This is a genomic window from Paenibacillus cymbidii, from assembly GCF_004764705.1.
Lineage (GTDB): Bacteria > Bacillota > Bacilli > Paenibacillales > NBRC-103111 > Paenibacillus_AN > Paenibacillus_AN cymbidii.
Genome location: NZ_SHLX01000053.1, coordinates 1 through 25,666, shown reverse-complemented (window position 1 = coordinate 25,666; position 25,666 = coordinate 1). Strand labels below are relative to the sequence as shown.

At 57.3% G+C, this 25,666-nt stretch carries 34 protein-coding genes, 2 pseudogenes and 1 riboswitch; of the genes and pseudogenes, 5 read left to right on the top strand and 31 right to left on the bottom strand.

All coding sequences use genetic code 11. The features are described from left to right. Positions 1-5: 5 nt before the first annotated feature. From EXY20_RS40560 to EXY20_RS37300, 3 genes are read right to left on the bottom strand one after another with little or no spacing between them, the layout of a single operon-like run. Complete coding sequence (locus tag EXY20_RS40560; protein ID WP_135557526.1) at positions 6-1,028, bottom strand: NADH-quinone oxidoreductase subunit C; 1,023 nt, start codon at positions 1,026-1,028, stop codon at positions 6-8. After that, entirely contained in the window at positions 1,025-1,543 is a 519-nt protein-coding gene (locus EXY20_RS37305; RefSeq protein ID WP_135557525.1) for a NuoB/complex I 20 kDa subunit family protein, read from the bottom strand. Before EXY20_RS37305 ends, EXY20_RS40560 begins: the two co-directional genes overlap by 4 nt. Beyond that, positions 1,528-1,893 (bottom strand): NADH-quinone oxidoreductase subunit A, encoded by a 366-nt coding sequence (locus tag EXY20_RS37300; RefSeq protein WP_135557524.1) that lies wholly within the window; start codon positions 1,891-1,893, stop codon positions 1,528-1,530. Before EXY20_RS37300 ends, EXY20_RS37305 begins: the two co-directional genes overlap by 16 nt. 456 nt (positions 1,894-2,349) lie before the next feature. Between EXY20_RS37300 and EXY20_RS37295 the strand changes: the two genes are divergently transcribed. Further along, the gene (locus tag EXY20_RS37295) at positions 2,350-2,889 is read left to right on the top strand and encodes a hypothetical protein (RefSeq protein ID WP_135557523.1); all 540 of its coding nucleotides are present in this window, start codon (positions 2,350-2,352) and stop codon (positions 2,887-2,889) included. A gap of 27 nt (positions 2,890-2,916) precedes the next feature. Beyond that, positions 2,917-3,501 carry a hypothetical protein gene (locus EXY20_RS37290; RefSeq protein ID WP_135557522.1) on the top strand — a complete coding sequence of 195 codons (585 nt, stop codon included), beginning with the start codon at positions 2,917-2,919 and terminating at the stop codon, positions 3,499-3,501. Between the two features lie 79 nt (positions 3,502-3,580). Here the strand turns inward: EXY20_RS37290 and EXY20_RS37285 are convergent. From EXY20_RS37285 to EXY20_RS40770, 8 genes and pseudogenes are all read right to left on the bottom strand, one after another. Continuing rightward, positions 3,581-4,552 (bottom strand): annotated as a pseudogene (locus EXY20_RS37285) (ABC transporter permease). Positions 4,553-4,701: 149 nt separating this feature from the next. Then, positions 4,702-5,079: a helix-turn-helix transcriptional regulator gene (locus tag EXY20_RS37280; protein ID WP_135557521.1), complete on the bottom strand. Its 378-nt coding sequence runs from the start codon at positions 5,077-5,079 to the stop codon at positions 4,702-4,704. Positions 5,080-5,201: 122 nt separating this feature from the next. Continuing rightward, a complete protein-coding gene (locus EXY20_RS37275) occupies positions 5,202-5,642 on the bottom strand; it encodes a CdaR family protein (protein ID WP_268966457.1) in 441 nt (146 codons plus the stop codon). 39 nt (positions 5,643-5,681) lie between these two features. Then, entirely contained in the window at positions 5,682-5,945 is a 264-nt protein-coding gene (locus tag EXY20_RS37270; protein ID WP_135557519.1) for a hypothetical protein, read from the bottom strand. Next, on the bottom strand, positions 5,942-6,991 hold the full coding sequence (locus tag EXY20_RS37265; RefSeq protein WP_135557518.1) for a cache domain-containing protein: 1,050 nt from the start codon (positions 6,989-6,991) through the stop codon (positions 5,942-5,944). Before EXY20_RS37265 ends, EXY20_RS37270 begins: the two co-directional genes overlap by 4 nt. A gap of 65 nt (positions 6,992-7,056) precedes the next feature. After that, positions 7,057-7,269, bottom strand: a complete 213-nt coding sequence (locus tag EXY20_RS37260) for a sulfatase/phosphatase domain-containing protein (protein ID WP_135557517.1) — start codon at positions 7,267-7,269, stop codon at positions 7,057-7,059. Beyond that, positions 7,266-7,751 (bottom strand): sulfatase-like hydrolase/transferase, encoded by a 486-nt coding sequence (locus EXY20_RS37255; protein WP_135557516.1) that lies wholly within the window; start codon positions 7,749-7,751, stop codon positions 7,266-7,268. The genes EXY20_RS37260 and EXY20_RS37255 overlap by 4 nt, the downstream gene beginning before the upstream one ends. Positions 7,752-8,200: 449 nt before the next feature. Next, positions 8,201-8,476 carry an FAD-dependent thymidylate synthase gene (locus tag EXY20_RS40770; RefSeq protein WP_407944956.1) on the bottom strand — a complete coding sequence of 92 codons (276 nt, stop codon included), beginning with the start codon at positions 8,474-8,476 and terminating at the stop codon, positions 8,201-8,203. A 68-nt stretch (positions 8,477-8,544) separates the two neighbouring features. Between EXY20_RS40770 and EXY20_RS40555 the strand changes: the two genes are divergently transcribed. After that, positions 8,545-8,688 (top strand): DUF6809 family protein, encoded by a 144-nt coding sequence (locus tag EXY20_RS40555; protein ID WP_328592626.1) that lies wholly within the window; start codon positions 8,545-8,547, stop codon positions 8,686-8,688. Between the two features lie 233 nt (positions 8,689-8,921). On the opposite strand, the gene EXY20_RS37245 is transcribed toward EXY20_RS40555, so the two are convergent. The 20 genes from EXY20_RS37245 to EXY20_RS37150 form a co-directional block, all read right to left on the bottom strand. After that, on the bottom strand, positions 8,922-9,323 hold the full coding sequence (locus EXY20_RS37245) for a F0F1 ATP synthase subunit epsilon (protein ID WP_135557515.1): 402 nt from the start codon (positions 9,321-9,323) through the stop codon (positions 8,922-8,924). A gap of 15 nt (positions 9,324-9,338) precedes the next feature. Next, on the bottom strand, positions 9,339-10,745 hold the full coding sequence (gene atpD, locus EXY20_RS37240; protein ID WP_135557514.1) for a F0F1 ATP synthase subunit beta: 1,407 nt from the start codon (positions 10,743-10,745) through the stop codon (positions 9,339-9,341). 96 nt (positions 10,746-10,841) lie between these two features. Next, positions 10,842-11,705 (bottom strand): ATP synthase F1 subunit gamma, encoded by an 864-nt coding sequence (gene atpG / locus EXY20_RS37235; RefSeq protein WP_135557513.1) that lies wholly within the window; start codon positions 11,703-11,705, stop codon positions 10,842-10,844. 16 nt (positions 11,706-11,721) lie between these two features. Next, a complete protein-coding gene (atpA, locus tag EXY20_RS37230; RefSeq protein ID WP_135557512.1) occupies positions 11,722-13,236 on the bottom strand; it encodes a F0F1 ATP synthase subunit alpha in 1,515 nt (504 codons plus the stop codon). Positions 13,237-13,252: 16 nt separating this feature from the next. Further along, entirely contained in the window at positions 13,253-13,801 is a 549-nt protein-coding gene (locus EXY20_RS37225; RefSeq protein ID WP_135557511.1) for a F0F1 ATP synthase subunit delta, read from the bottom strand. Continuing rightward, the gene (gene atpF, locus EXY20_RS37220) at positions 13,798-14,283 is read right to left on the bottom strand and encodes a F0F1 ATP synthase subunit B (protein ID WP_135557546.1); all 486 of its coding nucleotides are present in this window, start codon (positions 14,281-14,283) and stop codon (positions 13,798-13,800) included. The genes EXY20_RS37225 and atpF overlap by 4 nt, the downstream gene beginning before the upstream one ends. A gap of 105 nt (positions 14,284-14,388) precedes the next feature. Next, complete coding sequence (atpE, locus tag EXY20_RS37215) at positions 14,389-14,613, bottom strand: F0F1 ATP synthase subunit C (protein WP_135557510.1); 225 nt, start codon at positions 14,611-14,613, stop codon at positions 14,389-14,391. A 103-nt stretch (positions 14,614-14,716) separates the two neighbouring features. After that, entirely contained in the window at positions 14,717-15,508 is a 792-nt protein-coding gene (atpB, locus tag EXY20_RS37210) for a F0F1 ATP synthase subunit A (protein WP_135557509.1), read from the bottom strand. A gap of 124 nt (positions 15,509-15,632) precedes the next feature. Beyond that, on the bottom strand, positions 15,633-16,007 hold the full coding sequence (locus EXY20_RS37205; protein ID WP_135557508.1) for an ATP synthase subunit I: 375 nt from the start codon (positions 16,005-16,007) through the stop codon (positions 15,633-15,635). After that, complete coding sequence (locus tag EXY20_RS37200) at positions 16,000-16,230, bottom strand: AtpZ/AtpI family protein (RefSeq protein WP_135557507.1); 231 nt, start codon at positions 16,228-16,230, stop codon at positions 16,000-16,002. Before EXY20_RS37200 ends, EXY20_RS37205 begins: the two co-directional genes overlap by 8 nt. A gap of 205 nt (positions 16,231-16,435) precedes the next feature. Further along, positions 16,436-17,581 (bottom strand): non-hydrolyzing UDP-N-acetylglucosamine 2-epimerase, encoded by a 1,146-nt coding sequence (gene wecB, locus EXY20_RS37195; RefSeq protein ID WP_135557506.1) that lies wholly within the window; start codon positions 17,579-17,581, stop codon positions 16,436-16,438. A gap of 63 nt (positions 17,582-17,644) precedes the next feature. After that, positions 17,645-18,274: a uracil phosphoribosyltransferase gene (gene upp, locus EXY20_RS37190; protein ID WP_135557505.1), complete on the bottom strand. Its 630-nt coding sequence runs from the start codon at positions 18,272-18,274 to the stop codon at positions 17,645-17,647. A gap of 29 nt (positions 18,275-18,303) precedes the next feature. Continuing rightward, a complete protein-coding gene (locus EXY20_RS37185) occupies positions 18,304-18,630 on the bottom strand; it encodes a hypothetical protein (protein ID WP_135557504.1) in 327 nt (108 codons plus the stop codon). A gap of 20 nt (positions 18,631-18,650) precedes the next feature. Next, positions 18,651-19,352 carry a pirin family protein gene (locus EXY20_RS37180; RefSeq protein ID WP_135557503.1) on the bottom strand — a complete coding sequence of 234 codons (702 nt, stop codon included), beginning with the start codon at positions 19,350-19,352 and terminating at the stop codon, positions 18,651-18,653. Between the two features lie 124 nt (positions 19,353-19,476). Then, entirely contained in the window at positions 19,477-20,409 is a 933-nt protein-coding gene (locus tag EXY20_RS37175) for a cell wall anchor protein (RefSeq protein ID WP_135557502.1), read from the bottom strand. A 152-nt stretch (positions 20,410-20,561) separates the two neighbouring features. Then, positions 20,562-21,812 (bottom strand): serine hydroxymethyltransferase, encoded by a 1,251-nt coding sequence (locus EXY20_RS37170; protein ID WP_328592625.1) that lies wholly within the window; start codon positions 21,810-21,812, stop codon positions 20,562-20,564. A gap of 49 nt (positions 21,813-21,861) precedes the next feature. Next, positions 21,862-22,491 carry a TIGR01440 family protein gene (locus tag EXY20_RS37165; protein WP_135557501.1) on the bottom strand — a complete coding sequence of 210 codons (630 nt, stop codon included), beginning with the start codon at positions 22,489-22,491 and terminating at the stop codon, positions 21,862-21,864. A gap of 54 nt (positions 22,492-22,545) precedes the next feature. Further along, positions 22,546-23,004 (bottom strand): ribose 5-phosphate isomerase B, encoded by a 459-nt coding sequence (gene rpiB, locus EXY20_RS37160; protein WP_135557500.1) that lies wholly within the window; start codon positions 23,002-23,004, stop codon positions 22,546-22,548. A gap of 98 nt (positions 23,005-23,102) precedes the next feature. After that, positions 23,103-23,183, bottom strand: a riboswitch (ZMP/ZTP riboswitch). 75 nt (positions 23,184-23,258) lie between these two features. Continuing rightward, a complete protein-coding gene (locus tag EXY20_RS37155) occupies positions 23,259-23,837 on the bottom strand; it encodes a low molecular weight protein arginine phosphatase (protein ID WP_135557499.1) in 579 nt (192 codons plus the stop codon). Positions 23,838-23,970: 133 nt separating this feature from the next. Further along, on the bottom strand, positions 23,971-24,537 hold the full coding sequence (locus tag EXY20_RS37150; protein WP_135557498.1) for a manganese efflux pump MntP: 567 nt from the start codon (positions 24,535-24,537) through the stop codon (positions 23,971-23,973). A gap of 143 nt (positions 24,538-24,680) precedes the next feature. On the opposite strand from EXY20_RS37150, the gene EXY20_RS37145 reads away from it, so the two are divergent. Together EXY20_RS37145 and EXY20_RS40830 are read left to right on the top strand one after the other, a co-directional pair. Further along, positions 24,681-25,226: an MOSC domain-containing protein gene (locus EXY20_RS37145; protein WP_135557497.1), complete on the top strand. Its 546-nt coding sequence runs from the start codon at positions 24,681-24,683 to the stop codon at positions 25,224-25,226. A gap of 271 nt (positions 25,227-25,497) precedes the next feature. Further along, positions 25,498-25,666, top strand: a pseudogene (locus EXY20_RS40830) (IS1182 family transposase); the annotation flags it as partial.

The following is a 25,666-nucleotide window of genomic DNA, read 5'->3' as shown; positions in this document are numbered from 1 at the left end:
TGCGGTTACACCTCCGGATCGAGCGGTTCGTAGTCTTTGCGCAGCGGATAGCCGACCCAGTCGTCCGGCATCATGATCCGACGCAAGTCGGGATGCCCGGGGAAATCGACTCCGAGCAGGTCGTACACTTCGCGCTCATTCCAGTTGGCAGTTGACCAGATCGGAGTAACGGACGGAATGGATGCCGCGTCGCGGCTTGTTTTCACTTTCGCGACGTAGTCGCGTTTGGTGGACAGCGAAACGAGGTGGTACACCACTTCGATGTGCGATTCCATATCCACGCCGGTCAAATTGCGCAAGTAATTCAGCTTCAGCTCGCTGTGGTCGCGCAGCAGTAATGCGCACTTCGGCCACATGTCGCCTTTGACGACGATGCTCGGCACGTGCCCGTCCCGTTCGTTAATGTACGCCTGTTCGATTGCGTCGGCTCCGATCTCTTCGGCCACGATCGCCTGCAGCCGATCCAGCAGCGGCTGATTCGGCGACGGCTCCTTCGGCGCAGCGGGGGCGTCGCCCTCCGTCTTCGCCGCGCGCGCCGCCGCACGGGCCGCTCTCGCTTCGGCCGCGGCCTTCGCCTTCGCTTCCGCGTCGTCGCCGCCCGCCGCTGCTGCCGCGGGCGCTGCCGGCGCGTCGGCTCCGCCTGCGGCGGCTTGCTGCGCTTCGCGCGCTGCGGCGCGGGCCGCTCTCGCTTCCGCGGCGGCCTTCAGCTTCGCTTCGCGCTCCGGATCGACCGGCGCCGCTTCGCCGCTACCTTCCGCCGACGCGGACGGCGGCACGGCCGCCTGCGCGCTCGGGCTCTCGCCGCGCGCCGCCGCTTCGTCCTGCCGGCGGGCCGCCGCTTCGCGCTGCGCTTCCGTGCTGTGGCTGGACGCGACATCCGCGGAATCGGGTGCGTCGCCGCCTACCTGGGCACCCGCTTCTTTCACCGCGGCATCGCCGGAGGCAGCTGCAGACTCGTTGGCCGTATCCTTCGCCGGTTCGGCCGCTGGCGCTTGTTTCTCCTGGTTCTCTTTATTCTCTTCGCTCACCGGCTCGTCACCTGCTTCCCGGTTTTCGCCTCATAGCGAATCTTCTCCTGCAGCTTGTTGATGCCGTAGATGAGCGCCGCCGGGTTGGGCGGGCAGCCCGGAATGTACACGTCGACCGGCACGATCTGATCGACGCCCTTCACAACGGAGTACGACTTGATGTACGGCCCGCCGGCAGTCGCGCACGACCCCATGGCGATGACCCACTTCGGCTCCGGCATCTGATCGTAAAGACGGCGCAACAGCGGCGCCATCTTCTTCGTCACCGTGCCGGCGACGATCATGACGTCCGACTGCCGCGGCGACGTGCGGAAAATAACGCCGAACCGGTCCAGGTCGTAGTGCGACGCGCCGGTGCCCATCATTTCGATGGCGCAGCAGGCGAGCCCGAACGTCAGCGGCCACAGCGAGTTGCTGCGCGCCCACGCCTTGAGCTGCTCGAGCGTCGTCATGAATACGTTGCGGTCGAGTTCCTCGCGTTCCTCCGGCGAAATCCGGCTCAGATCGAAGTCCATTGCAGCACCTTCTTCCTCCAGGCATACAGCAGTCCGACGAGCAGGAGCCCGACGAAAATGCACATTTCCACCAAAGCAAAGAGCCCTAACTTCTGGTAAGCTACGGCCCACGGGTATAGAAAGACAGTCTCCACATCAAACACGACAAACATCAGCGCAAACAGGTAATATCGAATGTTGAACCGAATTTGGCCTTCGCCGACAGGCTCGTTACCGCTTTCATAAGTGGTATACTTGTCGTGCATCGGCTTGTTCGGTCGCAACAGCTTGCCAATCGTCAGCGCCGCTATCGGCAAGAAGATCGCAAGTCCGAGGAAAATCGCCACGATGACATAGTTATTCGTAAACATACTCGCTGATGCCCCCCGTACGCCTGAAATAAACATCCAAACAATTATAACAAACCAAACGTAAAAGTGTCTAACCTTTTCCAGACGGCTCCGCGTTTCCTTCCACGACGACCAGCCTCTCGTTCCAGTATCGGAAACGAGCGGCGAATGCATACATAGGTCGGCCACCGGCGACATCCGCGGCTTCCTCTTTAGGAGGGAAAGAGCTTACGTGCATTTTTGCGTTTAAAAATGCCTGAAGCGGCCGTTTGTGAACATTAAGTGTTATTTCCATTTTTTATCTTAAAAGTATACTTCCGCTTCGGTTTCTCTCACCAAAATAACAATTTCATTGTCAGGATTAATATCTTTTAAAATTTTGCCCCCTTTGTTGCATCTCTCTTGCTCTTTGCAGTGAGTGCTTCTGTAGTCAATGCGAACTCGACAAGTTGTTATGTGTTAGGATCTGACTACCCCTTGTACTCAACAATGTCGTGGTACACAAATAGTAGCCTTAATTCCAATCAAGTTACAGCAGCAATCAATGCTACTGCGACTTGGAATTATGCTTACACTGGTCAACCCGTAGTTTATTATCACGCGGGTAATTCCAGTGCAACAATTGTATTTAATGACTCTACAAGTGAAGTAGGCAAGGTGAACTTTTATACGATCGGATTTCCTGGTAGCAGTAATGCTGCTAATGCACTAGCCACTAGTTCGGGGAGAATTCAAAGTTTTGATCTGCTGTTAAACGATGTTCAAGCATGGGGCGACGGTTATAGTAACTATTACAACGATAACACAGGGATCTTCACCCATGAGTTTGGCCATTCCTTAGGGTTGGATGATTATAGCGCGGCAGAAGGCTCAGGCACTTGGAGCGGTGATAGTGATGTTCCAACAATGTGGTACTCAAATAGAGCAACAGCAACACGCTTGAACTTAACCTACTATATGCGTGATCTTTCCAATGGCGATATTCAAGGCATAAAGCAATCATTGTCAAGATTTTAATGAACATTATAGAACGGAGGAGAGAATATGACAGTAAGAGGGATTTTAAGTAAGAAGATTACTTATGTATTATTTGTTTCTGCTTGTCTGGTTTTACTAGGTTATTTCGTTTCTCACACATCTTCATCGAAAAACGATCAAATTAATCTGAGTTTCTCTAAAGATTCTTCATTCGATGAGACTAAACTAGTTAACGAGTCCGATGCAATTGTGGTAGGAAATATTTCAGAAATGAAAGACAAGATAACGAAAAAAATTAGTTCTCTTACAAAAGAGGGAAAGTCGGTTGAAGTTCAAGTACCGTATAAGGTCTATGACTTTACTGTTTTAGAAGATTTGAAAAAAAATACGGGCACACCAAAAACGATTCAGGTAGTGGTTCCGGATGTAAATGTCGACGGTTCAGCAATAGATTTCAAAAAAAATGAGAAGTATGCTCTGTTTCTATACAAATTTGATAATTTTTCAAGCAATGCTTATGCTATCATCGACTTCGAGGAAGGCATTTTGGAGAGCGACGGGAAAGACGGCTTCAAGTCCAAGAGCAAAGATTCGGCAACTATGAATCTCGAGCAGATCAAACAGTTCGTACATAAATACCAGAAACAATAATGATGAGCAATTAGCAACATTATGTTACCAAACAATAGAGCGTTCGCTCCAGGTTGTATCGGGAGCAACGCTCTATTTGTCATGCTCGTTTATGGTTTAATTCACTCAATAACTTGCGCCGGGCCAGCCGGTTGACGACGACCAGCAAGAAGAAATTGATCACCGAATTGAACAGCCCGATCGCCGAAGCGAAGCTGTACTGTCCTTGCACCAACCCGCTGCGGTACACATAGGTCGAAATGACGTCGGATGCGTCCATGTTGAGCGGATTTTGCAGCAGGAACACTTTCTCGAAGCCGACGGACATGAAGCTGCCAACGTTCAGAATCATCAAGATGACGATGGTGGGCAAAATGCTAGGCAGATTGATATGGACAATCCGCTGCATCCGGGTCGCGGCGTCGATCATGGCCGCTTCGTGCTGCTGCGGGTCGACGCTGGCCAGCGCCGCCAGGTAAATGATCGTCCCCCACCCCATGTTCTGCCAGACGCCGGACAGGACGAACACGGTCTTGAACCAGGAGGGTTCGGTCAGGAACGGAATCGGCTGCCCGCCAAGCCCCTTGATCGCCAAATTCACCTGCCCCGAGCCGGGGGACAAAAAGGCGATGACCATTCCCGACAGCACGACGACGGAAATAAAATGGGGCGCATACGTAATCGTTTGCACAATTTTTTTGTAAGCGCCGTTTCGCAGTTCGTTCAGGGCGAGCGCAAGCACGATCGGAACCGGCATGCCGACGAGCAGTTCGTAGACGCTGATGCCCAGTGTATTTTGGATTAGGCTCCAGAAATAATACGAATCGAAAAACCGTTACAAATGGGCAAAACCGACCCATTCGCTGCCCCAGATTCCTTTACTCGGGATGAAATCCTTGAATGCAATCTGCAAGCCGTACATCGGGATATAGTGAAAGATGACGAAGTAGGCGAGCGTCGGCAGAGCGAACAGGTACAGCTCCCAGTTTTTATAAAAGCGTTTCCAACGACGTTTGCGCGCCGGCAGGACGACTTCCCGGGAAGGATACGAAGCGGTATCGACAGTTGCCATCATACAACCTCCTTTCACTGGGTGGATAGCGCTATCATAGGCTCGCGAGGCCGCAAACGTAAACTTGTCATCTTCGCCGCCGGGTTGTCGTTCTTTACAAAACGCCAAAAAACTCTCTGCCCCTATGGACAGAGAGTGTTGACAATGGGCTACAATGCCTTGTCGTTCGTGTTCGCATACAGCTGCCGGTATTGACCGAGGGTGATGCCCTCCGCCTTCTTGAACTTGCGCAAGAAGTTCGGCACGTCGATATAACCGACGCCGGTTACGATGTCCTTGATCGCCTTGTCCGTGCCGCGCAGCTCCTGTTTGACTTCCTCCATCCGCATATTCGTCAGCAGCTCCATAAACGTCAATCCCGTCTGGTCCTTCAGGAACCGGCTGAAGTACGAAATCGAAATTTTAAACTGATCGGCGATTTTCTCCAGCCCGATGTCGTATTCCCGAAAGTGGTCGCGAATATAGGCAGGATATCGTCGCGCAGCGCGGTGTTTTTGCTTTCCTTGCTCGCGCGGACGCGGTCGCACAGCTCGCCGAGCAGCTCGTTCATGGCTGCGCCCAGTTCCTCCGGCGTGACGAACTCCGCCATGGCACGGCGGCTCGCGAGCGGCAGCTCGATGCCAGCTCGTTCATCGTGCGCAGCACCGTATTAATCAAGTCGTAGCACATGCATTTGAGGTAGAAGACCGAAATCTCCTTGCCCGCTCAGGTCGCGCAGAATGGCCGCCATCGCTGCGCCTGCCATCTCGCGGTCGCCCTGCTTGATGCTTTGCACCAGGCGCACCTGCTCTTCGATCGGGTACCAGCCGTCGCTCTCTTCCTGCAAGGCCGCAATCTCGTCGAAAAAAATGATGTTGCCCTCGCGGCTCTGCAATCGGTAATCGACCGCGGCCATCGCTTCGATGTAGGAACGGTTGATGCCCGGCAGCCCGGCAACGGGATTGCCGACGCCGATCGTCGGCTTGCTTCGCGAAATTCGTTCGATATGCCGCGCCATCTCCTCGGCGATCCGCTGCTGCAGCTGGCGCACGTCCCGGCTGTCCGCTTCCGCCGCCAGGCTAACGACAAGGGCGATTGCGTTCTCGTGGATCAGCTCGACGCCGAAGATGCTTGGCTGGGCCCCGGAGGGCTACGCAGCGGCGGATAGCGTCCGCAGCGCCTCTTCGCGTTGATGGGACGAAACGTATTCCTTTGCGCCCCATTTCACAAGCGCGGCAAAATGCGCATTCCCGCCAAGCGCGATCCCTTCGCGGAACATAAACGCTTCCGCCGTGTCGGCGGAGCCGGCATGCCCCATCAGCAGCCGCAGAAAAAATTGCTCCTGCGCCACAGGCCGCAAATGCGCGATCCGCTGCTGCAAATCCGCGTTCGCATCGACCGTTTCGCGATTCATCGTCCACTCGTCGCTCGGCCCCCGGGCTGCGCCGGACCGCCCAGCGTCGAGCGAATATGCTCCACGATGCCGCGGATCGGCCGGTATTGCAGCCGGGTCAGCAGCACGGCCGCAGCCAGGCCGACGCCTGTCACCAACGCGCACAGCAGCAGCACCAGCGTCTTCATCTTGAGCACCCGGCCCATGAATTGATCCGTCGGCATCACGGCCGCGTACGACCAGCCGGCGATCGCCGATTTGGCTACCATCACCGAATACTTTTCCCTGCCGATCGTTGTGCCTTGGATGCCGGGGTCGGCATGGTTCCGCAATGCCTCGACCGTCTCCTCTTTGCCGAGCCGGCTTCCTGCACTTCGCGAAGCGAGCGCATTCCCCTTCTCGTCCAGCACGTAGACGGCGCCTTTGAAGTCGCCGAGCAGCTGTTTGATCCGATCGGTGAACACCGACTCGCGAATAATGAACATCACCGTCGCGTAAGGCGACGGCGAATTGCGGGGAATCTGGACCAGGTAGGTCAGCATATTCGCTTTTTCGTTGCCCGCTGCCACCGGTTCGGCCGGCCGGATATGCAAGGAGGTTGGCTCGTTCAGATCGCTGTAGAGGCTGTTGTTGTTCCAATCGCTGAAGCCGTAAACCGCGCTCGTAAACGTGCTCAGCGAGATTTTGCCCTTGGAAGAATAGATGTCGTCATCGCCGCGGAAATAGAGTAGCACTTCTTCCGCAAGCGTGTTGTTGGCTTTGTACTTGGCGAGCTCCTCGATCGCCTCGATCGTCTGATAGCTCCCGCTGCGCACCATGTAAGGCGTCAAACGCGGGTCGATCGAGATGCGGGCGGCCGTTTGCTCCAGACTGCTCTCCATCAAGTCGAACGTGTCCCTGACTTGATTCAGCTTGTCCAGATTGGCGGCCTCAATCCCGTGCCGCAGGCTGACGACGGCATTATAATAGACGAATACGGCAAAGACGACGAAAGGCACCGCGAACACAAGCAAATAAGACAAAAATATCCGGAAAATGACGCGGGATTTCGGCCTTATTCGATTCATGGTTCCTCCCCCTTCATACATCTGCTCTATTATATGCCGCCGCCACGTGAAATCCCAGCTTGGCGCTATTCCATTTTTAGCCGGACAAACTGCCTGAGCAATCCGTCCTCGTGACGCTCCATCCAGTCGGCGAGGCTCTGCCGCATCTCCTCAAGCAGCTTAGCGCTGCCCTTGTCATGAATCAGATTGCGCAGCTCATGCGGGTCGGCGGCCAAATCGTACAACTCGTCCAAATCGCCGCAGTTAAACACATATTTTACGTTGCTATTGCGAATCATCCGCTGCCGAAGTCGTCGCCTTCGTAACCGAGATCGGAAGGCAGCGAACGGAAGCCGGCGGCGATTTCCGGGAATGACATATAAGCCAGATTGCCGCGCAAGTAGTTTCCCATTTCCGGTCCGAATCCGAGATGCCATTTGCCGGTATAGCCGATGCTGTACGACGCCTGCTCCATTTGGCGGCTCAGCAGCCGCGGCATGTCCGGCAGCTCCTGCACCGTGGAACCGAGGCCGTAGCTGTTCGTCTGCATCCCGTGCTTGAACGGGTACATCCCCGTTTGCATCGAGGCACGGGCAGGCGTGCAGACGGGGCAGCTGGTGTAAGCGTTTGCGAAAACGACGCTTTCCTCCGCAAGCCGGTCGAGGTGCGGTGTCTGGCAGACGTTTCCTCCGTAAGCGCGCAGGGTGTCGATCCGCTGCTGGTCGGTCTGAATGAACACGATATTCGGCTGGCGTATTGCCTTTTCCGCGCGATGGGTCATGAGTGGGTAACCTCCCTGTACAGATGCTGTAACGGTTCACCCCCCATTATCGCCCCGATTGTCCCCACCTCGTAAATATGTGAATCGTGCTTGCGATTGTCGGGTTTTTACATGTGTTGTTGAGGTGGATGGAGAGGAGTCCCTGATCAGGATCGTAATCGACGGCAACGGGGAGTGGCTTTATTTATCTATATTATCTAAGTATAAGGAACTAAGATCGGAAGGTTTAATACTGAGGATAGGTATGAGGGGACAGATTATAATCTCTGAAGTTGAATCTTTGTACTTATTTTCTGAATAACCCGGTATTCTGTTTTTTTACGAGGAGGAAGAAGAAATATCAAGCAGACGGGACAAAAAACTGCTTCAATTCTCCTAAATCGAAGCATCTCTTGATACACATGATGCGGTGTATTCCCGTCTGTTCTTTGATATTTTAACTGTAACGGTTATCTTATAAACGGATTAAAAAACGTTCGAGGATTGGTTACCCTTATATGCTTGGAGAACTCCGGAATCTTTTCCACAATACGTTCATACATTTGGTATGCTATTTCTCTATAGCTAAAATGTCCGGCTGAACCGCTCCTAAGTTCAATTATATATGCCGCTTCACTCAAATCCATCTGATGTAGTGATCTACACTTTGCAGCCAGTGGCAGCAAATAACTAATTTGATCTTTACAGATTGATAAACTTTCCAGCTTACTGTAGTGAGTATTCATTGCGCTAATATAATTTGACTGCAAATCAATATCATTATAGAACTTTGGAATCGTATAGCCATTATTCAATGAAATTTCTTGCAGAGTCAGTGGACAGTATGCATGTCGAAGCTGCCTTTATTAATGGGTTCAAGCTTGGCGCCAATATGATCATTGAAGTCATGAGCAGAAGCGAGGAATTGGTTCCGAGTGCAGCTTCGGGCGTGACATAAACGTTGTCAGGTCAAAGCGAAGTAGTCGAGGGACTTGCGAAATAAGCCACTTTTTATTGCCTATTTCACCAAAATGAGTAGTAGTTGCGAAATAGCCAGTGTTTTCGCTGGCTATTTTCCGCGCGGCGGTTGACGATAGGTGAAAACAGGCGAATAGGCTATTTTTTATGGCTTATTTCCCACAGAAAAAAACCGGCCGAGCGGAAGTGTCTCCGCTCATGCCGGTTTCGCTTTTATTTCCCGCCGCCTGCGACGTCGATCCGCGACAATGCCCGCTGAAGCGCCAGTTCCGCACGCTTGAAGTCGACGTTGTCCTTGGAAGCGAGCCGCTTCTCGGCGCGATCCTTCGCATTGCGCGCCCGCTCGACATCAATGTCGCCCGGGAGCTCCGCGCTTTCGGCGAGGATCACCACTTTGTCTTTCCGCACTTCGATGAAGCCGCCGTTCACGGCAATCAGATCGGTCTGGTTGCCGCGCTTGATCTTAACCGGCGCCACCTTGAGCGGAGTCACAAGCGGAATGTGCTGAGCCAGAATACCAAGCTCGCCCGACACGCCTTTGACGACAACCATATCCGCTTGCTCGGCAAACACGATCCGCTCGGGGGTTACCACTTCCAATAAAAACTTGCTCATTCGGTTCCCTCCGGATTACAGAGTCTTCGCCTTCGCAATCGCGTCTTCGATAGAGCCGACGTTGATGAACGCCACTTCCGGCAGATCGTCGTGCTTGCCTTCAAGCAGTTCCTTGAAGCTGCGCACGGTGTCTTTGACCGGACAGTAGAGACCAGGCATATTGTTGAACGCCTCGGCGACGTGCAGCGGCTGGCCCAGGAAACGTTCCACGCGGCGTGCGCGGTTAACCGTAACCTTGTCTTCGTCGCTGAGTTCGTCCATACCGAGAATCGCAATGATGTCTTGCAGTTCTTTGTAGCGCTGCAGCAAGCGTTTGACGCCTTGCGCCACTTCGTAGTGCTCTTCGCCCACGACTTGCGGGTTCAGAATGCGCGAGCTGGATGCCAGCGGGTCAACCGCCGGGAAAATCCCTTTCGCCGCGATGTTCCGCTCCAGGTTCGTCGTTGCGTCCAAGTGGGCGAACGCCGTAGCAGGAGCCGGGTCGGTGTAGTCATCCGCAGGAACGTAGATCGCCTGGATCGCCGTAACGGAACCGTTCTTCGTCGAAGTGATCCGTTCTTGCAGCTGACCCATCTCAGTAGCCAGCGTCGGCTGGTAACCTACCGCGGAAGGCATCCGGCCGAGAAGGGCCGAAACTTCCGAACCCGCTTGGGTAAAGCGGAAGATGTTGTCGACGAACAAGAGCACGTCCCGGTTTTCTTCGTCGCGGAAGTATTCCGCCATCGTCAAACCGGACAGGGCCACACGCAAACGCGCGCCCGGCGGCTCGTTCATCTGACCGAACACCATCGCCGTTTTGGCGATAACGCCGGTTTCGCTCATTTCATGGTACAAGTCGTTTCCTTCGCGCGTCCGTTCGCCTACGCCGGCGAATACGGAGATACCGCCGTGCTCCTGCGCGATGTTGTGGATCAGCTCTTGCATCGTAACGGTTTTGCCTACGCCCGCGCCGCCGAAGAGGCCGATTTTGCCGCCCTTCATGTAAGGAGCAAGCAAGTCGATAACCTTGATGCCGGTTTCCAGCATTTCCGCAGCCGTCGTCAAGTTCTCGAACGATGGCGCCTGACGGTGGATCGGATTCGTACGGGTACGATCCGCTTCGCCCTTGCCGTCGATCGGATCGCCGAGTACGTTGAACACGCGTCCGAGCGTAGCCGCCCCGACCGGTACGCTGATCGGGTGGCCCGTATCTACCGCTTCCGTGCCGCGCACGAGACCGTCGGTCGATGACATCGCGATGCAGCGAACGATGTTGTCGCCCAGATGCACGGCGGTTTCAACCGTCAAGCTGATATCGCGATCATTCGCGGACTCGGCTTTTTTCTCGATTTTGATCGCATTCAGGATCTCCGGGAGTTGCCCGCGTTCGAACTCGATGTCGACGACGGGACCCATGACCTGCAACACGCGTCCTTTGCTCATTTGATACCCTCCTAAATAATCCCACCAAAGTGACGTGAAGCTTCGAAGCTCACTCCGGCTACTTTGGCGGGGCCCCGAATATTCCCAACAAGCTTTTTATATCGCGTTCGCGCCGGCGACGATTTCCGTAATTTCCTGCGTAATCGCGGCTTGACGCGCGCGGTTGTACGTCAGGGTAAGATCGGCAATCATCTTCGTCGCGTTTTTCGTTGCGCTGTTCATCGCCGACATCCGTGCGCCGAACTCGCTCGCCTTGCCTTCCAGCACCGCGCTGTAGATCAGCGTTTCCGCATACTTCGGCAGCAGCACTTCCAGCACGCCTTCCGGCGACGGCTCGTATTCGTATTGCGCGGACGGACCGCCCTTGCCCGACTCGACATCGCCAAGCGGCAGCAGCTGACGGATCACCGGCGTCTGCGAGACGGCATTGTTGAATTTGTTGTACACGAGGTGCAACTCGTCATACAACCCCTTCTCGAAGTTGCCTACCGCTTGCGCCGCCACCGACTTGATGCCGGCGAACGTCGGCGAATCGCTCAAACCCGTTACTTCGCTGACAATCGGGATGCCCCGCTTGTTGAAGAAGTCGCGGCCTTTGCGTCCGATGACGAAAATCGCGTATTCGCTAGGCGACTTGTGCTTCTCGCGAATTTCCGCCATTACCTTGCGCAGCACGTTGGCGTTGTAGCCGCCCGCCAAGCCGCGGTCGGAAGTGATGACCAGATAACCGGTCCGCTTCACTTCGCGCGTTTGCAGCATCGGGTGCTTGACGCCCTTCGTGCCGGCCGCAATGCTGGAGACGACTTCTTTCATTTTATCCGCATAAGGACGGGCGGCTTCCGCAGCCTGCTGCGCTTTGCGCAGCTTGGATGCGGCAACCATCTCCATCGCTTTGGTCGTTTGCTTCATGTTTTGCTTGCTCTTGATTTGGCGTTTGATCTCGCGCAATCCTTTAGCCACGTATGATCATCCTCCCTTACGCCGAAGGGGCAAAGCTCTTTTTGAACTTCTCGATCGCTTCTACCAGAAGTTTCTCGGTATCCGCCGACAAGTCTTTCGAATCGCGGATCGACGTCAGCACTTGCGGATAGCTCGAATCGACGAAAGCGAGGAACTCTTTCTCGAAGCGCGTGATGTCGACGATCGGCACATCGTCCAGATGACCGCGGGTAACCGTATAGATGCTGGCGACCTGGCGTTCCATCGAGAACGGTTCGCCTACGCCCTGCTTCAGCAATTCCATCGTGCGTTGACCGCGCGACAAACGGGCTTGCGTCGATTTGTCGAGGTCGGAGCCGAACTGGGCGAACGCCGCGAGCTCGCGGTATTGGGCCAAGTCGGTTTTGATCGTGCCTGCAACCTTCTTCATCGCCTTCGTTTGTGCGGAACCGCCTACCCGGGATACCGAGATACCGACGTTAACCGCCGGACGTTGACCCGAATAGAACAAGTCGGCTTCGAGGAAGATCTGGCCGTCCGTAATCGAGATAACGTTCGTCGGGATGTACGCCGAAACGTCGCCCGCTTGCGTCTCGATAAACGGAAGCGCCGTCAGCGAACCGGAGCCGAGCGAATCGTTCAGCTTGGCTGCGCGTTCGAGCAGACGGGAATGCAAGTAGAAGACGTCGCCCGGGAAAGCTTCCCGGCCCGGAGGACGACGGAGCAAGAGCGAAAGCTCGCGGTATGCGGCCGCTTGCTTCGACAAGTCGTCATAAATCACGAGCACGTGCTCGCCTTTATACATGAAGTATTCGCCCATTGCGCAGCCGGCATACGGCGCCAGGAACAGCATTGGCGACGGCTCGGATGCGCTCGCGCTGACGACGATCGTGTAGTCGAGCGCGCCGTTCTTGCGCAGCGTTTCGACAACTTGACGAACCGTCGATTGCTTCTGGCCAATGGCAACGTAGATACACTTCATGCCATTGCCCTTCTGGTTGATGATCGTGTCGATCGCGATCGTCGTTTTACCGGTTTGGCGGTCGCCGATGATCAATTCCCGTTGGCCGCGGCCGATCGGAATCATCGAGTCGATCGCCTTGATGCCCGTTTGCATCGGCTCGTGAACCGACTTACGCGCCATAACGCCAGGCGCCGGAGATTCGACCGGACGGAATGCCGTCGTGGCGATCGGACCGTTGCCGTCGATCGGCTGGCCCAGCGCGTTGACGACGCGGCCGAGCAAAGCTTCGCCGACCGGCACTTCCATGATGCGGCCGGTGCGTTTCACCTGGTCGCCTTCACGGATGTCCTTATACGGGCCCAGGATAACGATACCGACGTTGTTTTCTTCGAGGTTGAGCGCCATCCCCATAACGCCGTTGGAGAATTCGAGCAGCTCGCCCGCCATCGCGTTCTCAAGACCGTGCGCGCGCGCGATACCGTCACCGACCTGGATAACGGTGCCCACGTCCACGACCTGGATCTCGGATTTATATTGTTCAATCTGCTGTTTGATCAGCGTGCTGATTTCTTCCGGTTTGATACTCAACGAATGTCACCCCATTCTAAAATGCTTGCGATACCAACAGCGATTTCTGCATGCGCGCCAGCTTGCCGGACAAGCTTCCGTCGTACAAGCGGTCGCCGATGCGCACCGTCATGCCGCCGATAAGGCTTTTGTCGACGACGTTTTCAACGCGAATCGTTTTGCCGGTCAGCTTGCCGAAATGGCTCGCGATTTCTTTCGTTTCCTCCGCGGAGAGCGGCGCCGGCGTCGTGACAATCGCCTTCGCCTGACCAAGCTCCTGATCGGCGATCGCGAGATAAGCGTCGCGCAGGTCGCCGAACATCGTCTCGCGCCCGCGTTCAATCAACAGCGCAAGCGTCTGGAACACCGCGTCCGACAGTTTGCCTTCGAACACGGTGCGCAGCAAATCGATTTTATTCGCCGTGTCGAAATTCGGATGCTGCAGCAGCTTCTCGAATTCGGCATTGGCTTTAATGGCCGCTACGACGGCCGTCAGCTCATCATCCACTTGAGCGACCGCTTGCTGTTCCTTCGCTACCTCGAACAGCGCGCGGGCGTATCGTTTCGCTACGATCGAGTCGCTCATAGGTTGCCTCCTACCTCTTTGAGGTATTTCTCAACCAGCTCCTGCTGCGCTTTCTCGTCGACTTGCTTCTCGATGATCTTCGACGCGATCAGGACGGACATTGCACTGACTTGACTGCGCAAGGCGGCAACGGCTTTGTTCTTCTCGGTTTCGATATCGCGAAGCGCTTCTTCCTTCAGGCGGACGGTTTCCGCTTTGGCGGCGGCGATCAGCTCGTCGGCTTGTTTGCCGCTCGTCTTGCGGGCTTGCTCCAGAATCTCGTGCGCATCCTTGCGCGCGTTCTGGATCGCTTGTTGTTGCTCGGCAAGCAATGCCTGCGCTTCCTGGCGGTTGCGCTCGGCGGTGCCGATCTGATCCTCGATCAACTGACGGCGCTGCTCCATAATGCCGAACAGCGGACCGAAAGCGTATTTGCTAAGCAGCCATAAAAGCAGCAGGAACGCGATGATCGCGATGACCGTCGTTTCCCAGTGAAAACCGATAGCATCCAAACCCACTGTGGGTCACTCCCTTCCCGCGAGACTCTCTCAGACATAATGAAGGCGTGGACGACTCAGGCCTTCCGCGCCAAACCTTATCTTATACGATTAGCGTGCACCGTAGAACATGAACGCCAAGACGAGCGTGATAACCGGCAGTGCTTCGACGACACCGATACCGATGAACATCGTGGTTTGCAGAACGTTGCGAAGCTCAGGCTGGCGGGAAATGCCCTCTACCGTACGACCGACGATCAAACCGTTACCGATACCTGCGCCAAGCGCACCCAGACCAAATACGATTGCTGCTGCAACAAGTGCCAATGCTCCCATTGTGAAAATCCTCCTCGATTTTTGAAAATGTGGTTGTGGACCGATCTTGCCTTACTGCTGTATCGCACTTGTCCGGTTGCCGGACAAGGTTGTTACCCTCGTGCTAGTGTTTCGCTTCGGCATGTTCCTCGTGCGTAATTTTGCCGCCGATGTACACCATCGTCAACATTACGAAAACGAACGCCTGAATCGCGCCGACAAATACGGAGAAGCCCTGCCATACCGAAAGCGGCAGCCATGCGACGTAGAACGGAAGCTGAGCGATGACGGCGATCATGACTTCACCGGCGAAAATGTTGCCGAAAAGACGAAGACCAAGCGTCAGCAGGTTCGCGAATTGTTCGATCAGGTGGATCGGCAGGAACGCGATGGACGGCTGCGCATAGTGCTTGAAGTAATGCTTCGTGTTGCGCGTAACGCCGAGGAAGTGCGACATGACGATAACGATCAGCGCCAGCCCCATCGTAACGGATGCGTCGGCGGTCGGCGATTTCCACCATGAAATTTCGACTTCGTGCTTGCCTTGATCGTGCGCCGCCGTGAACGCGTCAACCGACACCTCGTGTCCGAAGACGATCGGCGGATGCTCGTGACCCGATACGAAGGTGAGCGGCAATCCCAGCATGTTGCCCACGAAAATAAACATGATCAGCGTAATGCCGAGCATGACGAACGAACGGCCTTGCTTCATGTCCATGTTGCTGGCGACGATCCCTCTTACGAATTCGACGACCCATTCCAGGAAGTTCTGCAACTTGCCGGGCTTATCGACAGACAATCGGCGGGTGCCGGCGAGGGCGAGCAGGAACACGATGAGGAACGTAACCAGAATCATCGCGATCGCCGCCAGGTCGAAATTGAGACCCCCGAGCTGAATTACCGGTGAGCTATGCATGTTGTGTTGTTTCACCCCTTTCCAGCTTCGTCGTTGCGATCTAGTAACGCAAAGCCGCCCGCTTGCCGCTTGATGCTGCGGCAGCGCCAGGTCGACTGCACATCGGCCTAACCGGACCGGTCGGTCATTCAGGTTTCTTGCGCAAGGTAATAATGCCCAATAAAAGTGTTGCCAATTGGAAAGAAAATAATCCCGCTACGGTTGCGGCGAGGCTCAAATGCAGCCGCTCGGAAACGATTACACTGAGGACCACGACGGCTGCCCGGGTAAGAAAGCCGAGCCCTACTTTACGCTTGCTTGGCTCGATCGCCGCTTGCCCGACGCGATTGACTTTCCAGGCGAGGAAAATGCCGTTAACGATACTGGCGACAACACCGACCATCAGCCCTCCGACTTGCGGCCGAATCGACGGCATTAGAGCCCATACGACAAGGCAAAGCGACAAAAAAAACAACGTAATCCGCGCGGTCTTGATGACTTGACCGGTATAGTCATGCATGAGGATCCTCCGTGAAGCGCTTGATGAGATAAGCGATGCTGTATCCGCCGGCTACAAGGCCGAGCAGCACACCGCCGAGCTTCCAGAACACCGAACCGCCGAACCAGTTCCCGACATAGGAGCCGAGATAATAACCGGCAACAACGAGTACGGCCAGATCCACGCCCATCGCACTGACGAGCCATAATCCGCGCCACGGATTGTCGTCCGTTTTTTTGTCCATATCAGCGCCACTTTCGCCGGAAAGGCCAGAAGGACAGACCGAGTCCCCCCGACAATCCTTATTTATTTTATCCAAGCAAAGTCCCGTTTGTCAATTCTATTAAATCCAAACATTATGTGAACGAAACGCCGAAAACCCTTGTAAAATAAGGGATTTCGCCGCCTCCAAACCAAGCAGTACAACTGTATAGTCGGAGCCTGCCGGTTTATTTCGCGCCGAACGGCAAAGGACGGTCGGGCGAAAGGCCGAAATGGTGCTTGATCGCCTGCACGATCCTCTCCGATGCACGGCCGTCTCCGTACGGATTGGCCGCATTGCTCATGCGCTCGTACAGCGCCTTGTCGGTCAGCAGCGCCTTCGTCCGCTCGTACACGAGCGCCTCGTCCGTGCCGACCAGCTCAAGCGTTCCCGCTTCGACGCCTTCCGGGCGCTCGGTCGTATCCCGCAGCACCAGCACCGGCACGCCGAACGAAGGCGCTTCCTCCTGCAGCCCGCCGGAATCGGTCAGGATCATATGCGTATGCGGATAAAAGTTGTACATGTCCATGACGTCGAGCGGCTCGATCAGCTGAATGCGCGGATGGTTGCCGAGAATTTCGTGCGCTGGCCCGAGCACGGCCGGATTGAGATGAACCGGGTAGACGATGGCGATGTCGTCGAACTCGTCGGCAATGCGCTTCACCGCGCGGAAAATTTGCCGGTGCGGCTCGCCCTGCGACTCGCGGCGGTGCGCCGTCATCAGAATGAGCCGCTTGCCCTTCGCCCAGTCGAGCATCGGATGGCTGTAGCCTTCGCGCACCGTATAGCGCGGCACGTCGGTAATCGTATTGCCGGTGATGTAGATCGACGCTCCCGGCTTGCTTTCCTTGCTCAGGTTGCCGCCGGACCAGCCGGTCGGCGCAAAATGCAGGTCCGCGAGCACGCCGGTCAGCTGCCGATTCATTTCTTCCGGGTAAGGCGACAGCTTGTTCCACGTGCGCAGGCCCGCTTCGACGTGGCCGACCTGGATTTGCTGCAGGAACGCGGCATAGCTGGCGAGGAACGTCGTCGACGTATCGCCGTGCACCAGCACGATGTCGGGCTTCGCTTCGCGCAGCACCGGATCGAGCCCTTGCAGCACGCGCACCGTCGTCTCCAGCAGCGACTGTTTGTCCCGCATCACGTCAAGGTCGTAGTCGGGTTTGATGCGGAACGCTTCCATCACCTGGTCGAGCATTTGCCGGTGCTGCGCGGTGACGCAGACGACCGACTCGATTTGTTCCGGGTGACGCTGCAGCTCAAGCACGAGCGGCGCCATCTTGATCGCCTCCGGGCGCGTGCCGAATATGGTCATGACTTTGATTCGTTTCATAAGGGATAAGTTCCGTCCTTCCGCAAAGTTAAGAATGATCGACCGGCGCTTCAAAAAAATACGTTACCTCGTGCCGAACAGCCGGTCGCCCGCGTCGCCCAGCCCCGGCACGATGTAGCCGTGGTCGTTGAGCCGCTCGTCAATGGCCGCCACGTAAATATCGACGTCGGAGTGAGCCTCGCGCACCGCCGCAATGCCTTCCGGCGCGGCGATGAGGCACATCAGCCGGATGTCGCGGCAGCCCTGGCGCTTCAAGTAGTCGATCGCCGCGATCGCCGAGCCGCCCGTCGCCAGCATCGGGTCGATGACGATCAGCAACCGCTCGCCGGCGTCGGCCGGCAGCTTCGTGTAGTATTCGACCGGCTGCAGCGTGGCCGGATCGCGGTACAGGCCGATATGGCCGATCTTGGCCGCGGGCAGCACCTTGAGGATGCCGTCCGTCATGCCGAGCCCCGCCCGCAGAATCGGCACGAGTCCGGGCATCCGGCCCCGGATGGCCAAGCCTTCGGCCGGCCCGACCGGCGTCTGCAGACGGACCGGAGCAAGCGCGATGCCGCGGGTGATCTCGTACGCCATCAGGGTCGCCACTTCGTCCACGCATTCGCGAAACAGCTTCGTATCGGTCCGTTCGTCGCGAATAAACGTCAATTTATGCTGAATGAGCGGATGGTCGCATACGACCACGTTTCCCATGCAAGCCCCTCCCGAATTATAGCACAATTTTACTTGAGGAAATCGTCCGGTACGTACTCGATCCGCGAAGCCGCCACAATCGTCAGCACCTCGCGGCCGGCGTCATAGGCAACGGGGCCGTCGCTCACGTAATACCATGTTTTCCGCGTCGGACGGTCGGCATACTCGTGGAACAGAAACACGTTCAGCTCCTGCTTCAGCCGCAGCAATTCCTCCACGTCGGCGCAATTCGGCCACTCGACGGCAAACATCCACCCGTCGCCGTGCGGCGTTACTTCATACGCAAGCGGACGTTTGGCGGTGTCGATGTAAATTTTGCCGCCGACGGCGTGTTTGACGATAAACGTTTCTTTCATCGGAAAAAGCCCCCTTTGGGTCAAGGCATGTCGATCAGCATGAAAAAGGTATCGTCCGCAGAAGACCGCAGCGTCAGCTCGGCAATGTCCTCAATGCGGGCGGTATCGCGCGTGCGAAGCGGCGTCCCGTTCGCTTCCAGCGCGCCGGCGATGACGAACAGGAACATTCGGCGTCCCGGCGCTTGCCGGTGAACGAGCGTTGCGCCGCGCGTCGGCCTGCTGAGATAAATCGTCATGTCCTGGCCGATCCAGGCGACCTGTGCGGAAGCTTCGTGCGACACGACCGGCAGCAGGTTGTCGACCAGACGGGAGGTATCGTAAGCGGTCGTTTCGTAGGTTGGCGTCGCGCCGCGTTCGCGCGGCATGAACCAGAGCTGGAGCAGCTCGAGCGGCTCCGTGTCGGACGGGTTGTACTCCGCGTGAATGATGCCGGTTCCCGCCGACATGCGCTGTACGGCGCCGGTTCCCGCCGTTTCGATATGGCCCAGATTGTCTTCGTGGCGGATCGTTCCCTGCAGGATAATCGACACGATCTCCATGTCGCTGTGCGGATGGGCGCCGAAGCCGCGGCCCGGCGCGACCCAGTCGTCGTTGCAGACGCGCAGGACGCCGAAGCCCGTATTGGCCGGATCCTGATAGTCGCCGAACGAGAAGCTCGGCCGGCCGCGCAGCCAGCCAAGATCGACCTTGTAGCGTTCGTCTGCGGGATATACTTGCAGCATGAGGAAGCCTCCTTTTCGGGTGCAGCCGAATCTCCTTTTATTATAGTGGCCGGCCGCGGAATTGCGAAGCGCAATCGGCGGCAGCAAAAAACAGACGCATCGCTGCGTCTGGAAAGGAGTTGCTTTATTGCAGCGGCGTCGACCCGGGCTGCGATTGTTGCGACGACGACCCGCCGCCTCCGTTGCCGTTCTGGTTCATCGACACGTAATCGACCGTCCAGTCGACCATGCTGCTGATCATCGTGAGCAGCAAATTGGCCACTTCGTCGCTCGCCTGGCCGCCCGATTGCGAGACGACGTATTGCTGCATATCGGCTTCCAGCTTGTCGGCCATCCCCTTCAGTTGGAGCATCTCATCGGCGAATTGCGACAAGTTGCGGTTCCCGCTGCCGTTCGACGAGTTGGACCCGCCGTTCTGCTGGCCGCTTCCCGCTCCGCCTTGCGCGCCATAACCGCCGCCGTTGCTGCCGCCGCCATTGCCCTGCTGCCGTCCGCCGCCACTTCCGCCGTTGCCGCCACTGCCGGCTTGTGCGGATTGGCTGTCGCCCTGCAGATCGTTTCTGCGGCTCCACCGCGCCCCTTGGCCGCCGCTCTGCTGCGACTCGCCGCCGCTGCCTCCGCTTCCGCTGCCCTGCGCTCCGCGCTGCTGCCCGCCGCCTTGCTGCTGGCTGCTGTCGCCGTTGCTGCCGCCGCCGCTGCTCTGCGCTCCGCGCTGCTGCCCGCCGCCTTGCTGCTGGCTGCCGTCGCCGTTGCTGCCGCCGCCGTTGCCTCCGCTGCCCTGCGCCCCGCGCTGCTGCCCGCCGCTTTGCTGCTGGTAGCCGTCGCCGTTGCTGCCGCCGCCGTTGCCTCCGCCACCGCTGCCTTGCGCTCCGCTTTGCTGATCGTCGCTGCGTTGACGGCCGCCCGACCATTCGCCCGCTACGCCGCCTTCTCCCCTGCCGCCGCTCCCGTTTTGGCCCATAAAAAACTGCTTCATTTCGGTCAATTCGATCATAAGCAGCGCATTTTGCTTGGCCAGCTCGTCGATTTGCATCTTCAAATCCTGCGTCCTGATCATCGCGCCCCTCCGGCTATATAATTGTTCCCTTGCCGATATTGTTCCCGCTTGCAGGTAGAGTATCCGCAGGCGTCAACGGGGCAGAACGGCGGAAAACGCAGAAAACGCCCGTTTGCCCCCGATCGCGCAGGGAAAACGGGCGTTTGTAAATTCTAGTAAGCCAATCCTTTATATAGCGGGAACTGGGCCGTCAAATCGCTCACCATGCCGCGCACCTTGTCGAGTACGGCGGCGTCGTTCGAATTTTTCAGCGCCGTGGCGATAATGGTGCCGATCGTTCGCATCGCATTTTCGTCCATGCCGCGTGCCGTCGCCGCCGGCGTGCCGATGCGGATGCCGCTCGTAATGAACGGGCTCGTCGGATCGAACGGGATCGCGTTCTTGTTGACCGTTACGCCGACTTCGTCAAGCAGATGCTGCGCCGCTTTGCCGGTCATGTTGATGTTGCGCAGGTCGACAAGCATCAGATGGTTGTCCGTGCCGCCGGATACGATATTCAGCCCTTCGGCCATCAGCGTTTCCGCGAGAACGGCGGCGTTTTTGACCACGTTCTCGGCATAAGTTTTGAAGCTTGGCTGCAGCGCCTCGCCGAAGGAAACGGCTTTGGCGGCGATGACGTGCATCAGCGGGCCGCCTTGCGAGCCGGGGAATACGGCTTTGTCGATTTCCTTGGCCCACGCCTTGCGGCACAAAATCATCCCGCCGCGCGGTCCGCGCAGCGTCTTGTGCGTCGTCGTCGTCACGAACTGGGCGTGCGGTACCGGGTTCGGATGCAAACCGGCGGCGACAAGGCCGGCGATATGCGCCATGTCGACCATGAACAGCGCGCCGACATCGTTCGCGATTTGGGCGAACGCTTCAAAGTCGATTGTCCGCGGATAAGCGCTTGCGCCCGCTACGATGATGCGGGGACGGTGCTTGAACGCCGCCTTGCGCACTTCGTCGTAGTCGATGCGGAACGTCGATTCGTTCACGCCGTAAGCGACAAAATTATAAAGCAAGCCGGAAGCGTTGACCGGGCTGCCGTGCGTCAGGTGACCGCCGTGCGCCAGGTTCATGCCGAGCACCGTATCGCCGGGCTTCAAAGTCGCGAGATAAACCGACATGTTCGCCTGCGCGCCCGAGTGCGGCTGCACGTTCGCATGCTCGGCGCCAAAAATTTGCTTCGCCCGGTCGCGCGCGATGTCTTCTACCGTATCGACGTGCTCGCAGCCGCCGTAGAAACGGTTGTTCGGGTAGCCTTCCGCATATTTGTTCGTCAGCACCGAACCCATCGCTTCCATAACCGCTTCGCTGACGAAATTTTCCGAGGCGATCAGCTCGATTTTGTCCCGCTGCCGGTTAAGCTCCAGTCCCATCGCGGCGATAATCGCCGGGTCCGCCTTGCGCAAATGTTCCATCATAGTTCGTCGTTCCTCCCACTGGTTTCGGTTTTCTATGTCGTTTAAGCCGTCAATCGCAATTTCCCGCCGCTTCTTCCGTATAGACCGCTCTTGCCCCGCCGATCAGCTTCGGCCGCGTATAGGCCATACTGACGGGCGCTTGTCCGATCGTGCGCACCGACGGTCTGGCCGGCACCGCTACCCGGCGCAGATGCATGCCGATCAGCGTGCCGCCGATATCGACGCCGGCATGGGCCGCGATCGTCTCGACGAGCGCCGGCTCCCGCAGGTGCCGGTAAGCGTAAGCGGCCATCGAGCCGCCGGCCTTGGGCACCGGAATCGCGGCTACTTCTTCCAGCCCGGGGTACCGGGCGAGCAACTCGCGCTCGACGACGAGCGCCCGGTTCAGGTGCTCGCAGCATTGGAACGCGGGGTAGAAGCCGATCGCCTCCCGCGCCTTCGCCACGCCGGCGAATATCGCCGCGGCCGCTTCCAGCGTGCCGGACGTGCCGATGCGCCGGCCGATCACTTCGCTCGTGCTCGTGCCGAGCACCAGGATGTGCCCGGGCGCCAGGCCGCCAAGCTGCGCCAATTCGCCGATGATCGCCGCCACCTGCGACGAGATCGTCGAGGCATCGAGCGCGGACTCGGCCGTTCCCGCCGCTTCGGTTTCGGCCGCCGGCCGATTCGTTTCCTTCATCGCCATCGCCGCCTTTCCATTCCGGCCAGCCGCCGGGCTGGGCCGGATGCGATTCTACGGGTGCAGCGCGTACTTGTCTTCGAGAGCCTTGATTTTGCCGACGCGCTTCGCATGGCGCTCGCCTTGCGAGAATGCCGTTTCCAGCCACAGCGCAACGATGTCCTGCGCCAGCCCGGGGCCGACGACGCGTTCGCCCATCGCCAGCACGTTGGAATCGTTATGCTCGCGGGTCGCTTTCGCCGAGAACGAATCGTGCACCAGTGCGCAGCGAATGCCCGGTACTTTGTTGGCGGCAATCGTCATGCCGATGCCCGTACCGCAGATAAGGATGCCGCGGTCCGCTTCGCCGGACAGCACACTTTCGCAGACGGGAAGCGCATAATCCGGATAATCGACCGAATCGGCGCTGTCCGGGCCGAAATCTTTCACTTCATGCCCAAGCGATGCGATAAACTCCTTCAATTCATTCTTCAGCCGAAATCCGCCATGATCCGCGCCAATGGACACTTTCATCGTCGAATCTCCTCCCGTTTGCTTGTTGGATGCGCAGTAGTATGCCCTGCCGCCCCCGGAAATAGAAAAAGAGCAGGACGCGTGCATGCACGCTCGTTGCTCTTTGCCCAGGCGACCGGCCGTATGTCTCGGTGCTCCATTGTGGTTAAACCCACTTGTCGCCAGTTACACCGAGTCCTTCTTTTGCTCCCATCATAGCGCATTCGGCTGCGGCTGTAAAGCCCTTCCGGCGGCCCGCGCCTGCTTGCCCCCGGTCATCCGCCGAGCCGCTTAAGCAGCTTGGCCAGGCTGGCCTCGATTTCGGCCGCCACCGCCTCGTAGTCCGCCGCCGTACCACCATACGGATCGGCAATATCATGATCGGGCGCCCCCCGCTCCAGTTGGCGCAGCTTCGTGCGCTCCTGTTCGGTGATCGGCTGGCCGAGCGCCCTTTTGATCTCGAGCTCTGTGGATAACTCTTCTCTCTCGCGAATGTTATCCAGCATGTGCGGCCGGTCTTCCACATATTCTTTCAATGTGAAGGTTTTATCCACAGCTTGGGGATAACGCTGGATAACTGCCCGCTTATGGCTCATGGTCATGGTCAGTATAAGCGTTGCCCGCTCGATATCGGTTGTGGATAACGTTGTGGACGCGAAAGCGTCGGACACGCCCTTCCGTCGCAAAATGTCGACCGTATGCCGGGACGCCGGTGCGCCGTTCGAAGCCGCCACGCCCGCCGAACGGACATCGAGCGCAATGCCGCTCCGCTTCGCCATCGCACGCAGCATTCCTTCCGCCATCGGACTCCGGCACGTATTGCCGGTGCACACGAACAAAATCGATGCCTTCATGCGATCCCTCCTTGTTTTCTTACACTTATTGTATCAAAAAAAACGCAAAAAACATCCGCAGCGCCCCGCTTGTCCGGCAACCGGACGCAGGAAGCGCGACGAATGCCTTGCCGGGCTTCCCGGCGGCAGCCGCTTAAATCAGGAACAGGACGCCGAACACGAGCAGAATCAACCCGCCGAACGCTTCTCCATAACCGCCGACCCAATGGCCGGCACGGCGCCCGATCATCAAGCCGGCAATCGACATGGCGCCGCCGAAAGCGCCGAACAGCAGCACCGCCATCAGCAGGTCCGAAGCGAATATGCCAAGCGACACGCCGACCGAAAACGAATCGATGCTGACCGTCAGCGCAAACAACAGCAAGCCCCATAACGAGCGGTGATCGATCGATTGCACGGCATCGCCGCGGACGGCGCTGTACACCATGTGGCTCCCCAGAATGATCAGCAGCCACCCGGCCGTCACCGTAGCGACATCGCCAAGCAGTTCGCTGACGTAATGTCCCATAAACATGCCGAGCAGCGGCATGATAACATGAAAAGCGGCAATGACGAGGCCGATCTTGGCGATGTCGAGCAGGCGCACGCCCTTCAGACCGATGCCGATGCCCAGCGACAGCGCATCCATGCCAAGCGCAACCGCCATCAGCAGCAAAGTGGAATAATGATGCCAGGCTCCCGGCACCGAGGCTGCTCCCATGCGGTCTCCCCTCCTTGTCCTGCACACTCTTGTTCAACATATGCGGACGAAGGGGGGCCTATGACTTGTTCGACAGGAAGATTGCAGCGTATTATACCAGATATATGGAGAAAACAAAGCGCGGAAAATGGGAGGTATTGTGCATGGCTGCTCCGCTTGTTGTGTCTGTCAGTCGCAGCTCCACGCATTCGTTCAGCAAAGAAGTCGTCGACGCGATTGTGCTTCTTGCCGGTCTGGGCGTCGAAGGCGACGCGCATATGGGGAAAACGGTGCAGCACCGTTCCCGGGTAGCGCAAAACCCGCATCAACCCAACCTCCGCCAGGTCCATCTCATCCATGCTGAGCTGTTCGACGAGCTGCGTCAGGACGGTTTCCAAGTCGAACCCGGGCAAATGGGCGAAAATATGACGACCCGCGGCATCGATTTGCTCGGTTTGCCGACAGGGACGAAGCTTCATCTCGGCGAACAAGCCGTTCTTGAGCTTACGGGACTTCGCAATCCTTGCGTGCAAATCGATCGCTTTCAGTCCGGGCTCATGAACGCCGTGCTGGATCGCGACGAGAACGGAAATGTGATTCGAAAAGCCGGCGTCATGGCGAGCGTGCTCACCGGGGGAGAAGTCCGAAAGGGGGACGCGATCCGGACGGAGCTGCCGCCTGAACCGTTTCGTCCGCTGGAACGGGTGTAGGACGGCGGCTGTCCGCGGCTTCGTTCAAATAAGCCATGTTTTATTGGCTATTGCCTAAAAAACGGACAGCAGCAACGAAATAGCCAGTGAAATCACTGGTTATTTCTTAGAAAGGGTCGATTTTGGCATCGTTTGGTCAGAATGAGGGTGTCCCAAAAGCCATGAAAATGGCTGAGGGGGCACCCGCGTTACAATTTGTACAACAAAAAGAAACCGTTCCTTGGTAAAATGGAGGTACCACCCAACCATAAACCTAAAGGAGTCGGTTTCTTTGTACATTCAATATAGCATGGATCAACTTTTCCTACCAGTGGATTTAGCAGTAGATATTCCTGCCAATCATCTGGTTCGCGTGGTCAACGCCGCCGTAAACCGTCTCGACGATGCTATCTTCGACGCTGCTTACCCAGGAGGTGGACGAGATAGTTACCACCCCAAAA

What these genes read in the sequence shown, in the direction of transcription:
- EXY20_RS37290 (WP_135557522.1), top strand. Translation starts at nt 2,917, where the DNA reads ATGACAGTAAGAGGGATTTTAAGTAAGAAGATTACTTATGTATTATTT.
- EXY20_RS37175 (WP_135557502.1), bottom strand. Translation starts at nt 20,409, where the DNA reads ATGATCAGGACGCAGGATTTGAAGATGCAAATCGACGAGCTGGCCAAG.
- upp (WP_135557505.1), bottom strand. Translation starts at nt 18,274, where the DNA reads ATGGGAAACGTGGTCGTATGCGACCATCCGCTCATTCAGCATAAATTG.
- EXY20_RS37260 (WP_135557517.1), bottom strand. Translation starts at nt 7,269, where the DNA reads ATGATTCGCAATAGCAACGTAAAATATGTGTTTAACTGCGGCGATTTG.
- EXY20_RS37245 (WP_135557515.1), bottom strand. Translation starts at nt 9,323, where the DNA reads ATGAGCAAGTTTTTATTGGAAGTGGTAACCCCCGAGCGGATCGTGTTT.
- EXY20_RS37300 (WP_135557524.1), bottom strand. Translation starts at nt 1,893, where the DNA reads ATGTTTACGAATAACTATGTCATCGTGGCGATTTTCCTCGGACTTGCG.
- EXY20_RS40555 (WP_328592626.1), top strand. Translation starts at nt 8,545, where the DNA reads ATGAAATTTCTTGCAGAGTCAGTGGACAGTATGCATGTCGAAGCTGCC.
- EXY20_RS37155 (WP_135557499.1), bottom strand. Translation starts at nt 23,837, where the DNA reads ATGAAGGCATCGATTTTGTTCGTGTGCACCGGCAATACGTGCCGGAGT.
- EXY20_RS37200 (WP_135557507.1), bottom strand. Translation starts at nt 16,230, where the DNA reads ATGGACAAAAAAACGGACGACAATCCGTGGCGCGGATTATGGCTCGTC.
- rpiB (WP_135557500.1), bottom strand. Translation starts at nt 23,004, where the DNA reads ATGAAAGTGTCCATTGGCGCGGATCATGGCGGATTTCGGCTGAAGAAT.
- EXY20_RS37205 (WP_135557508.1), bottom strand. Translation starts at nt 16,007, where the DNA reads ATGCATGACTATACCGGTCAAGTCATCAAGACCGCGCGGATTACGTTG.
- EXY20_RS37305 (WP_135557525.1), bottom strand. Translation starts at nt 1,543, where the DNA reads ATGGACTTCGATCTGAGCCGGATTTCGCCGGAGGAACGCGAGGAACTC.
- EXY20_RS37180 (WP_135557503.1), bottom strand. Translation starts at nt 19,352, where the DNA reads ATGCTGCAAGTATATCCCGCAGACGAACGCTACAAGGTCGATCTTGGC.
- EXY20_RS40770 (WP_407944956.1), bottom strand. Translation starts at nt 8,476, where the DNA reads ATGAATACTCACTACAGTAAGCTGGAAAGTTTATCAATCTGTAAAGAT.
- EXY20_RS37185 (WP_135557504.1), bottom strand. Translation starts at nt 18,630, where the DNA reads ATGAAAGAAACGTTTATCGTCAAACACGCCGTCGGCGGCAAAATTTAC.
- EXY20_RS37225 (WP_135557511.1), bottom strand. Translation starts at nt 13,801, where the DNA reads ATGAGCGACTCGATCGTAGCGAAACGATACGCCCGCGCGCTGTTCGAG.
- atpE (WP_135557510.1), bottom strand. Translation starts at nt 14,613, where the DNA reads ATGGGAGCATTGGCACTTGTTGCAGCAGCAATCGTATTTGGTCTGGGT.
- EXY20_RS37265 (WP_135557518.1), bottom strand. Translation starts at nt 6,991, where the DNA reads ATGAATCGAATAAGGCCGAAATCCCGCGTCATTTTCCGGATATTTTTG.
- EXY20_RS37270 (WP_135557519.1), bottom strand. Translation starts at nt 5,945, where the DNA reads ATGAATCGCGAAACGGTCGATGCGAACGCGGATTTGCAGCAGCGGATC.
- EXY20_RS37145 (WP_135557497.1), top strand. Translation starts at nt 24,681, where the DNA reads ATGGCTGCTCCGCTTGTTGTGTCTGTCAGTCGCAGCTCCACGCATTCG.
- EXY20_RS37165 (WP_135557501.1), bottom strand. Translation starts at nt 22,491, where the DNA reads ATGAAGGAAACGAATCGGCCGGCGGCCGAAACCGAAGCGGCGGGAACG.
- atpD (WP_135557514.1), bottom strand. Translation starts at nt 10,745, where the DNA reads ATGAGCAAAGGACGCGTGTTGCAGGTCATGGGTCCCGTCGTCGACATC.
- EXY20_RS37150 (WP_135557498.1), bottom strand. Translation starts at nt 24,537, where the DNA reads ATGGGAGCAGCCTCGGTGCCGGGAGCCTGGCATCATTATTCCACTTTG.
- wecB (WP_135557506.1), bottom strand. Translation starts at nt 17,581, where the DNA reads ATGAAACGAATCAAAGTCATGACCATATTCGGCACGCGCCCGGAGGCG.
- atpB (WP_135557509.1), bottom strand. Translation starts at nt 15,508, where the DNA reads ATGCATAGCTCACCGGTAATTCAGCTCGGGGGTCTCAATTTCGACCTG.
- EXY20_RS37255 (WP_135557516.1), bottom strand. Translation starts at nt 7,751, where the DNA reads ATGACCCATCGCGCGGAAAAGGCAATACGCCAGCCGAATATCGTGTTC.
- EXY20_RS37170 (WP_328592625.1), bottom strand. Translation starts at nt 21,812, where the DNA reads ATGATGGAACATTTGCGCAAGGCGGACCCGGCGATTATCGCCGCGATG.